General features: G+C 64.0%; 6 protein-coding genes. 2 read left to right on the top strand and 4 right to left on the bottom strand.

Annotation, left to right across the window (positions count from 1 at the left end):
* Positions 1–711: M81 family metallopeptidase (locus tag PKA57_RS02905; RefSeq protein WP_324297446.1), on the bottom strand; the 711-nt coding region annotated here is incomplete at its 3' end.
* 74 nt (positions 712–785) lie between these two features.
* Here PKA57_RS02905 and PKA57_RS02900 point away from each other — a divergent pair.
* A complete protein-coding gene (locus PKA57_RS02900) occupies positions 786–1,169 on the top strand; it encodes an EthD domain-containing protein (RefSeq protein ID WP_324297419.1) in 384 nt (127 codons plus the stop codon).
* A gap of 18 nt (positions 1,170–1,187) precedes the next feature.
* Here the strand turns inward: PKA57_RS02900 and PKA57_RS02895 are convergent, their stop codons facing one another.
* Positions 1,188–1,934, bottom strand: a complete 747-nt coding sequence (locus PKA57_RS02895) for a tetratricopeptide repeat protein (protein ID WP_324297418.1) — start codon at positions 1,932–1,934, stop codon at positions 1,188–1,190.
* Between the two features lie 166 nt (positions 1,935–2,100).
* Between PKA57_RS02895 and PKA57_RS02890 the strand changes: the two genes are divergently transcribed.
* Positions 2,101–3,186 (top strand): Zn-dependent alcohol dehydrogenase, encoded by a 1,086-nt coding sequence (locus tag PKA57_RS02890; protein WP_324297417.1) that lies wholly within the window; start codon positions 2,101–2,103, stop codon positions 3,184–3,186.
* A 165-nt stretch (positions 3,187–3,351) separates the two neighbouring features.
* On the opposite strand, the gene PKA57_RS02885 is transcribed toward PKA57_RS02890, so the two are convergent.
* Together PKA57_RS02885 and PKA57_RS02880 are read right to left on the bottom strand one after the other, a co-directional pair.
* Positions 3,352–6,078 (bottom strand): valine--tRNA ligase, encoded by a 2,727-nt coding sequence (locus PKA57_RS02885; protein WP_324297416.1) that lies wholly within the window; start codon positions 6,076–6,078, stop codon positions 3,352–3,354.
* 267 nt (positions 6,079–6,345) lie between these two features.
* Complete coding sequence (locus PKA57_RS02880) at positions 6,346–6,627, bottom strand: DUF2497 domain-containing protein (RefSeq protein ID WP_324297415.1); 282 nt, start codon at positions 6,625–6,627, stop codon at positions 6,346–6,348.
* Positions 6,628–6,666 lie beyond the last annotated feature (39 nt).

Raw genomic sequence — 6,666 nt, 5'->3', positions numbered from 1 at the left:
GCTGCTGACGCGCCCATTGCCGAGCACCGCCCCTTCAAGCTCCGCGACCTGCCGATAGATATGCGCCGAAGGCTCCACCAGCGTGCATTGCGCCGTGAGCGGAATGAGAAAGTCGATCTTCCTCATGGCCTTTGCCTGACGCGGAAGCCCGGCGAAAATCGCATCGAGATGGGCAGCCGCCCGCGCCCCCGTTTCGGCCATGTCGACATGCGGATATGTCCGGTAGGCGATCAGCGCATCGGAATGATCGAGCATCGCCTGTGTGACATTGGCGTGGAGATCGAGGCTGACGATGACGGGGATTTCCTTCCCAACCGCCGCGCGGACGCGCTTGAGAAGCTCGCCCTCCCCGTCTTCCAGATGCTCGGTCACCATGGCGCCGTGAAGATCGAGATAGACGGCATCGATCTCCCCCGCATAGCCGAGATCGTCGAGCAGCATTTCGACGATGCGCTCATAGGCTTCCTCGGTCACATGGGCAGAGGGCGTCGCCGAACACCAGACGAGCGGCTTCAGCGCATGCCCTCGAGCCCTCGCCGCCGCGATGAAGCCAGCGATCGGAATGTTCATTCCATCGAACGCGGTGAGCAGGGCCTTGCCGCGCTGAAGGCCGGGCCATGAATCCGCCTGCTCGAACGCGGCATAGGGCGCCTTCGATGGCGCAAAAGTGTTCGTCTCGTGCTGAAATCCGCCGACCGCGATACGCATGATCCTTGACCAACCCTTCTGCTGCGCCATGCTCCCCGAAGGCAATTCAGGATAACAAACAAAAGAGGGGCGTCCCAATGATCAAGATCACCTACTGCCTGACGAGAAAGCCCGGCATGAGCCGCGCCGAGTTTCAGGATTACTGGTTCAACAACCACGCGCCGCTCGTCGCGCGGCACCGCAAGGCGCTCCGTATCCAGCGTTATGTCCAGCTTCATACCGGCGACTTCGCAGCGACAGATCCGATCCGCGCGAGCCGCGCTGGAAGCCTCGAGAAGGCGCCTGCCATTTATGACGGCGTCGCGCAGCTCTGGTGGGCGACCCTCGACGATCTCGCGGCCACGGGAACCGAACCCGAGGCGATCGCCGCCGGCCGCGAGCTTCTGGAAGACGAGGCCAAATTCATCGACTTCTCGAAGTCGCCGCTCTGGTTCGGCGAGGAGAAGACGATCTTCGGCTGAAGGGACGAGCCCCGCGCGTCAGGAATGTTTCGCGAGCCAGTCGTCGGCGACCTGCTTTGCCTGCTCCCGCTCGCTTGCCTGCACGCGCCGCGAATATTTATCCATCGCGGCGTTGACGCGCTTCGCCTCGTCGCCTTCCGCGAAGCGCGATGCGAGGTCGAGGAACGACCAGCCGACGATCCGGTCCTGATTGACGCCGTCGCCATCGAAGTGGATGCGCGCGAGTTCGAGAAGGCTCGGCACATGATGCTTGGCGCCCGCGAGAATGAGCCAGCGCAGGCTCTCCGAGCGCTGCATCGGCACGCCGAGCCCGCGGCGATACATGTCGGCGAGGTAGTATTGCGCCTCGGGAAGCGCCGCGAGCGCCGCCTTCTCGAACATCTCGAAAGCCTTGGGGTAGCTCCGCTTGATGCCGAGTTCCTTGTTGCCGTCGCGATAGACGAGGCCGACCTTCACCGCTGCTTCCGCGTGTCCGGCGCTCGCCGCCAGCGAGTAGAAGTGGAAGGCGTTCGCCTCCGAGCGCGGCACGCCGCGCCCTTGCTCATAGAGCTGGCCGGCAAGATATGCGGCGATCGGATGACCGCCTTCGGCCGCCCTCCCCCAGTCGCCTGCCGCCCTCTGAAGGTCGCCGACCCTGTAGGCGGCAATTCCGGCATTGAACATGGCCTCGGCGGCAGCCGACGGAGCGGCGGCCGCATGGCCCGCGAACGCGAACGTAAGTCCGAGCGAGACGGCGAGAGCGGCGAAACGGCGGCGAAACGGCATGGGAAATCTCCGGGCAGCGGTACGGCCATTCTCGCAGAAAGCGCCGGAATGCAAAGGCCCCATGCCACGAGCCTTCGCCATTGACCATGCCGGGGCGGCGGGTCAACATCGGCCACAAACCGGCAACCACACAATCCAGAACGATCCGGTCAGGAGGTATCCATCCATGAAGGCTGCGGTTCTACGCGAAACGAAGAAACCCCTCGTCATCGAAGACGTCCAGATCAACAAGCCCGGCCCCCGCGAGGTGCTGATCCGCACCGCGGCGGCGGGTGTCTGTCACTCGGACCTTCATTTCGTCGAAGGGGCCTATCCCTACCCGCTGCCCGCCGTGCTCGGGCATGAAAGCGCGGGCATCGTCGAGCAGGTGGGCTCCGAGGTCCACACGGTGAAGCCCGGCGACCACGTCATCACCTGCCTTTCGGCCTATTGCGGCCATTGCGAGCACTGCCTCACCGGCCATCTCTCGCGCTGCGTGAGCCCGGAGACGAAGCGCGAAGCGGGCGAGGAGCCGCGGCTCTCCAAGGACGCTGGTCCCATGAACCAGTTCCTCAATCTCTCCTCCTTCGCCGAATACATGCTCATCCATGAGCATGCCTGCGTCTCGATCCGCAAGGACATGCCGCTCGATCGCGCCGCGCTCATCGGCTGCTCGGTCATGACCGGCGTCGGCGCAGTCATCCACACATCGAGCGTCAAGGCGGGCGAGACGGTTGCCGTCATCGGCTGTGGCGGCGTGGGCCTCGCGGCGATCAACGGCGCCGCCATTGCGGGCGCCGGCCGCATCATCGCCATCGACATGCAGGGCTCGAAGCTCAATCTCGCCAAGCAGTTCGGCGCCACCGACGTCGTCAACGCCAAGGACGGCGACCCGGTGCAGCAGGTCATGGAACTGACCAAGGGCGGCGTCCACCACTCCTTCGAGGCGATCGGCCTCAAGCAGACGGCGGAACAGTCGTTCAAGATGCTCGCTCGCGGCGGCACGGCCAATATCATCGGCATGATCCCGGTCGGCGTGAACATCGAGCTTCATGGCGCCGACTTCCTCGGCGAAAAGAAGATCCAGGGCTCGCTCATGGGTTCGAACCGCTTCCCCGTGGACATGCCGCGCCTCGTGGACTTCTACATGGCGGGCAAGCTCAAGCTCGACGAGATGATCTCGCGCCGCCTCAAGCTCGATCAGATCAACGAGGCGTTCGATGAGTTGAAGCGCGGCGAACTCGCCCGCTCGGTCATCGTCTTCGACGCCTGAACCTTTTCGCTGCTCACGAAACGAGATGGCCCGGCATTGCCGGGCCATTTTCGTTTTCAAGGCAAAACATTGTCACCCCGGCCTTGTGCCGGGGGCCATGGCGTCGGGTTCGCGGTACTGGATGCCGGGTCAAGCCCGGCATGACAATCGGAAATATCCGTCCCCCTATGCAGCCCCTTCGAGACGCTTCAGCGCGTCGGCGAATTTCGCCCGCGTCGCCTCGGCATCGGACTTCCGTTCGCGCTGTTCTTCCACCACATGTTCGGGTGCGGACGATACGAACTTCTCGTTGGCGAGCTTCGCCTCGATCTTCGCGATCTCGCCATCGAGCTTCGCCACTTCCTTTTTCAGGCGGGCCGTTTCGACCTTGAGATCGACCACATCGGCAAGCGGAAGAAGCAGCGTCGCCTCGTCAAGCACGAGCTGGACGGCGCCTGCGGGGACTGCCTCAGTCGCCTCCACCGAGGCGAGCCGCGCGAGACGCAGGATGAGATCCTTGTGCCGGTCGAGGCGCTGAAGGTTCTCCGCCGCCGCCCCCTTGATCAGCAGTGCGATCTTCGCGCCTGCCGGCACATTCATCTCGGCACGGACGGAGCGAACCTCCGAAATGAGCCTGATCACCCAATCCATTTCCGAATCGGCCGCCGCATCGCCAAGGCTCGAGAGGTTCGGCCAGGGCGCGGTGACGAGCAGGCTCTCGCGCGCGGGGCCCGCCGTCGTCGCCCAAAGCTCTTCGGTCATGAAGGGCATGAAGGGGTGCAGGATCAGCAGGATCTGATCGAGCACCCATGCGGCGGTCGCTCGCGTCTCGGCTTTCGCGGCCTCGTCCGCTCCCATGAGCAGCGGCTTGATGAACTCGACATACCAGTCGCAGAAGACGTTCCACACGAAGCGGTAGATAGCGCCCGCCGCCTCGTTGAAGCGATAGGCTTCGATCTCCTCCGTGACCCTTGCGGCCGTGCGCGCTGCCTCGCCCACGATCCATTTGTTGACCGTCTGCGACACCGCCGCCGGATCGAAGCCTTCCACGCGCGCACACTCGTTCATCTCGCAGAAGCGTGCGGCGTTCCAGAGCTTCGTGCCGAAATTGCGGTAGCCCTCGACGCGGCTCGTCGCGAGCTTGATGTCGCGGCCCTGCGCGGCCATGGCAGCAAGCGTGAAGCGCAGCGCATCGGCGCCATATTCGTCGATGAGCTTCAGGGGATCGATCACGTTCCCCTTGGTCTTCGACATCTTCTGGCCCTTCTCGTCGCGGACAAGGGCGTGGATATAGACGTCGCGGAAGGGCACTTCGTTCATGAAGTGAAGCCCCATCATCATCATTCGCGCGACCCAGAAGAAGATGATGTCGAAGCCCGTGACGAGCACATCGGTCTTGTAATAGCGCTTGAGTTCGGGCGTCTGGTCCGGCCAGCCCAGCGTCGAGAAAGGCCAGAGCGCGGAGGAGAACCAGGTGTCGAGCACGTCCTCGTCGCGCTTGAGGTCGACGCGTCGCCCGTAATGTTTCTCGGCGGCGGCATACGCCTCCTCCTCGCTATGGGCGACGAAGATTTCTCCGTCTTCCGCATACCAGGCAGGAATGCGATGACCCCACCAGAGCTGGCGCGAGATGCACCAGGGCTGGATGTTCCTCATCCACTCGAAATAGGTCTTCTCCCAGTTCTTCGGCACGAAGACCGTCTCGCCCCGCTCCACCGCCTCGATGGCGGGCTTTGCGAGGGTTGCCGCATCCACATACCACTGGTCGGTCAGATAGGGCTCGATGACCGTCATCTTCGACTTCTCGTCATGCGGCACCATGACGACCTTGTCCTCGATCCGGTCGAGAAGGCCGGCCGCCTCGATGTCGGCGACGACCTTCTTGCGCGCCTCGAACCGGTCAAGCCCGCGATAGGCTCCCGGCGCCTCATCATTGATACGACCGTCCGGGGTCAGAATATTGATCTGAGGCAGGCCGTGGCGCTTGCCGACCTCGAAGTCGTTGAAGTCGTGCGCGGGCGTGATCTTCACCGCGCCGGAGCCTTGCGTCGGATCGGCATGTTCGTCGGCGACGATGGGAATGCGCCGGCCGACCAGCGGCAGCACGACATCCGAGCCAATGAGGTGCTTGTAGCGCTCGTCCTCCGCATTCACCGCGACCGCCGTGTCGCCCAACATCGTTTCGGGCCGCGTGGTGGCGACGACGATATAGTCGCGCTCCTCCCATTCGGTCGGCTTGCCGTTCTCGTCATGCGCGATGGGGAAGCGATAGGTCTTGCCGTCGGCCAGCGGATAGCGGAAGTGCCAGAAATGGCCCTTCACCTCGATATTCTCGACCTCAAGGTCGGAAACCGCCGTCTGCAGCTTCGGATCCCAGTTGACGAGCCGCTTGTCGCGATAGATGAGCCCCTGTCTGTAAAGCTCGACAAAGACTTTCAAAACGGCCTTCGAGAGCCCCTCATCCAGCGTGAAGCGCTCGCGGCTCCAGTCGCAGGACGCGCCGAGGCGGCGAAGCTGGCCGACGATCGTGCCGCCGGACTCGCCCTTCCACTTCCAGACCCGCTCGATGAAAGCCTCCCGGCCCATGTCACGGCGGCGCACATTGCCTTCCGCCTCAAGCTGGCGCTCGACGATCATCTGCGTGGCGATGCCCGCATGGTCGAGGCCCGGCTGCCAGAGCACGTCCTTGCCCCGCATGCGCTCGAAGCGGATGAGCACGTCCTGGAGCGTGTTGTTGAGGGCATGCCCCATATGCAGGCTGCCGGTCACATTGGGCGGCGGAATGACGATGCAATAGGACTTCGCGCCCGACGCTACCCGCTCCGGATTGCCCCCCTTGAAGGCACCGCTCTCTTCCCAGAGGCGGTACAGGCGCTCTTCGACATTGTGGGGCTGGAAATTCTTGTCGAGCATCGGATCGGGTCCGTCGGACTGAGAGAAACACGCCCCCGCGATCGCGGGGAACCTGGGAAATTGCGTCTGGCGGAAATGCGCCATCGCCCCGGCGCTTGCCGCCGGGACCCATGAGCCATCTGGCGTGTTATGAGGCCAATGGGTCCTGGAAACAAATCCCGGGACGACACTGAATCTGTGGCAGGGCCGCGCCTAACGGTTGCCACAGCAGGGGGGCTGCCGCAAGAGGAAGCTTCGCTGGCGCGGGAGCGCAGCCGCGGGAGATTGTCAGCGCCGGCCGCGCGCGACCCTTTCGATTTCCTCGCGGACGAGCTGCTCGACGAGCGGCGGAAGGTTCTGGTCCAGCCACTGCTTGAGCATGGGGCGCAGGAGGTCGGCCACCAGATCCTCGAGCGTGCGGCCGCCACCGCCCGATGAAGTGAAGATGCTGCTCGCAAGCGCACCGAAGGCGGCCGAGGCCGCGGTTGCCGCCTCGCTGGAGAGCAATCCCGCGCCCTGAGGCGCAGGCTCGGGTCGATAGGCCGGGCTTGGGGTCGGTTGAGCGCTCATGACGGGCTCCCCAAAAGTAATATCTTCGTCTGGCTCGAT

This window comes from Parvibaculum sp., assembly GCF_035325945.1.
GTDB lineage: Bacteria > Pseudomonadota > Alphaproteobacteria > Parvibaculales > Parvibaculaceae > Parvibaculum.
This window is presented reverse-complemented; position numbering and strand designations above follow the sequence as displayed.